This is a genomic window from Pseudomonas sp. 05N434 (assembly GCF_056396965.1).
Map to the genome: position 1 here is coordinate 1 of NZ_JBFTMK010000545.1, position 3,386 is coordinate 3,386.

A 3,386-nucleotide genomic window follows, 5' to 3' on the forward strand; every position below is an offset into this window, starting at 1 on the left:
AAGTACAGCAGCAACGCCGACCCGCCGATCCACAACACCCAACGCACGGTTTCGTATTGCAGCAATACGGTCATGCCGGCCAGTGCCAGCACTGCGTAAATCAGGTCGCCGACGCAAGTCCCCAGCCCCAGGGCAAAACCCTGGAAATAGCCGCGCTGCATCGCCAGCGTGATCATCGCGATATTGGCCACGCCGATGTCCAGGCACAGCGAAAGGCTGAGCAGGAAGCCACTGGTAAATTCCATCAACCCGTTTCCTTCGGAAAAAATTGTTTACGTAGAGGCTGGACAGTTTGCCATACCTGCCCTTACATTCCGCCACAGGCCACCGCAGTGGCCAGCGTCGCTCGGACGGTTCCGGGCGCTTACGTTATTCGAGGCAACAATGGCCGAACAAGGTTCGCCGCGCCGCTTTGCGCGCATAGATCGACTCCCCCCTTACGTTTTCAACATCACTGCCGAGCTGAAGATGGCCGCCCGTCGTCGTGGCGAAGACATCATCGACTTGAGCATGGGCAACCCCGACGGCGCCACGCCGCCGCACATCGTCGAAAAACTGGTCACCGTCGCCCAGCGCGAAGACACCCACGGCTACTCCACGTCCAAAGGGATTCCGCGCCTGCGCCGGGCGATTTCCAATTGGTACAAGGATCGCTACCAGGTTGATATCGACCCGGAAAACGAAGCCATCGTCACCATCGGTTCCAAGGAAGGCCTGGCGCATTTGATGCTGGCCACCCTCGACCAGGGCGACACCGTGCTGGTGCCGAACCCGAGCTACCCGATTCACATCTACGGTGCCGTGATTGCCGGCGCCCAGGTGCGGTCGGTGCCGCTGATCCCTGGCGTGGATTTCTTCGCCGAGCTGGAACGGGCGATTCGCGGTTCGATCCCGAAACCGAAAATGATGATCCTGGGCTTTCCGTCCAACCCCACCGCCCAGTGCGTGGAGCTGGACTTCTTCGAGCGGGTGATCGCCCTCGCCAAACAGTACGACGTTCTGGTGGTGCACGACCTGGCCTACGCCGACATCGTCTACGACGGCTGGAAAGCCCCGTCGATCATGCAAGTGCCCGGCGCCAAGGACATCGCGGTGGAGTTTTTCACCCTGTCCAAGAGCTACAACATGGCGGGCTGGCGCATCGGCTTCATGGTCGGTAACCCGGAGCTGGTCAACGCTCTGGCGCGGATCAAGAGCTACCACGACTACGGCACCTTCACCCCGCTGCAGGTCGCGGCCATCGCGGCGCTGGAAGGCGATCAGCAATGCGTGCGCGACATTGCCGAACAGTATCGCCAGCGTCGCAACGTGCTGGTCAAAGGCTTGCATGAATTGGGCTGGATGGTCGAGAACCCGAAGGCGTCGATGTACGTCTGGGCCAAGATTCCCGAGGCGTATGCACACCTGGGCTCGCTGGAATTCGCCAAGAAACTGCTGGCCGAGGCCAAGGTTTGCGTCTCGCCGGGTGTCGGGTTTGGTGAGTACGGGGACGATCATGTGCGCTTCGCGCTGATCGAAAACCAGGACCGGATTCGTCAGGCCGTACGCGGAATTCGCGGGATGTTTCGGGCGGATGGGTTAGTCACCAAATAACCCCCTGTAGGAGTCGCCCACAAAAAAACCGCATCGCTGCGGTTTTTTTGTGTTGGCCGTTCGTGTCAGACGAACAATGACAACAGCAGGATGAAGCCCAGGCCTACCACGGACAGGATGGTTTCCATCGCGGTCCAGGTCTTGAAGGTTTCCGCCACGGTCATGTTGAAGTACTGCTTCACCAGCCAGAAACCGGCGTCGTTGACGTGGGACAGGATCAACGAACCGGCACCGGTGGCCAGTACCAGCAGCTCACGGTTCACGCCCGGAATCATCCCCACTACCGGCACCACGATGCCGGCGCCAGTGATGGTCGCCACGGTTGCCGAACCGGTTGCGATGCGAATCACCGCGGCTACCAGCCAGGCCAGCAGGATCGGCGAGATCTGAGCCGCCACCGCCATGTGACCGATCACATCACCTACACCGCTGGTCACCAGCATCTGCTTGAAGCCGCCACCGGCACCGATGATCAGGATGATCGCGGCAGTCGGCGCAAGGCTCGAGTCCAGCCATTTGAGCATCTGTTGCGGACCGATGCCCTGCTTGTAGCCGAAGGTGTACAGCGACAGCAGCAATGCCAGCAGGAGGGCCGAGATCGGGTGACCGATCAGGTCCATGAAGGTGCGGAAGAAGTTGCCATCCGGCAGCACCACATCGGCAAAGGTCTTGAGCAGCATCAGGAACACGGGCGACAGCACGGTGACCAGGGTAATGCCGAAGCTCGGCAGATCGGCGGAATCCGACTCCCGCGCCAGTTGGTCCACCAGTTCCTGATTCGGATGACCGGGAATGTGCTTGGCAATGAACGTACCGTAGATCGGACCGGCGATGATGGCAGTCGGCAGCGCAACGATCAGGCCGTAGAGAATGGTTTTACCAATGTCGGCACCGAACACGCCGATCGCCAGCAGCGGACCCGGGTGCGGAGGAACCAGACCGTGCACGGCGGACAGACCGGCCAGCAGCGGGATACCGATCTTGATGATCGACACGCCGGTACGACGGGCGACGATGAACACCAGCGGGATCAGCAGCACGAAGCCGATTTCGAAGAACAGCGGGATGCCGACCAGGAAGGCCGCGAACATCATGGCCCACTGCACCTTGTCCTTGCCGAAGGCCCGAATCAGGGTCTGGGCGATCTGATCCGCCCCGCCGGACTCGGCCATCATTTTGCCGAGCATGGTGCCCAGCGCCAGAATGATCCCGACGAAACCGAGAACGCCGCCGAAACCATCCTGGAACGCCTTGATGATGGTGCCGATCGGCATGCCGGAGGTCAGCCCGAGGAACGCGGCGGCGATGATCAATGCAATGAACGGGTGAAACTTGAACTTGGTGATCAGGACAATCAAGCCGATCACCGTGACCACTGCATCGAGCAGCAGAAACGACTCGTGGGACATGCCAAACATGGGGGGTGTCTCCTGTTTGTTGTTGTTATTAAAGCGATTAATCAGAAGCCGTCAGGACAGCGCTATCTTTTGCAGCAAAACTCAACTGGCGAGTTTCAGGCCGTGATCGAGCCACCAACGGTGGGCCTGAGCGGCCAATTCGTCGACGCTGTAACTTGAAGCATCCAGAGCCAGGGTCAGGGGCTCACCAACGGGCGATTCAAGGGTGGCGAACTGGCTGTCGATCAGGGTCGACGGCATGAAGTGGCCCGGCCGATGGGAGACACGATCGGCGGCGACTTCAGGGGTCAACTCAAGGAACACAAAGCCCAGGCCCGGCAAGGCACTGCGCAAGCGTTCGCGGTAACTGTGTTTGAGGGCCGAACAGGTCAGCAC

3 protein-coding genes and 1 pseudogene are annotated in these 3,386 nt (G+C 60.4%); 1 reads left to right on the forward strand and 3 read right to left on the reverse strand.

All coding sequences use genetic code 11. The annotated features are described in order from the left end of the window. On the reverse strand, nt 1-245 hold a 245-nt coding region (locus AC1DLB_RS25445; RefSeq protein ID WP_477785868.1), incomplete at its 3' end, for a LysE family transporter. A gap of 139 nt (nt 246-384) precedes the next feature. Here AC1DLB_RS25445 and alaC point away from each other — a divergent pair. Beyond that, nucleotides 385-1,593 (forward strand): alanine transaminase, encoded by a 1,209-nt coding sequence (gene alaC, locus AC1DLB_RS25450; RefSeq protein WP_007934798.1) that lies wholly within the window; start codon nt 385-387, stop codon nt 1,591-1,593. Between the two features lie 65 nt (nt 1,594-1,658). Here the strand turns inward: alaC and AC1DLB_RS25455 are convergent, their stop codons facing one another. Next, nucleotides 1,659-3,011 (reverse strand): GntP family permease, encoded by a 1,353-nt coding sequence (locus AC1DLB_RS25455; protein WP_477744595.1) that lies wholly within the window; start codon nt 3,009-3,011, stop codon nt 1,659-1,661. Between the two features lie 81 nt (nt 3,012-3,092). Then, nucleotides 3,093-3,386: pseudogene (locus tag AC1DLB_RS25460) on the reverse strand (gluconokinase); the annotation flags it as partial.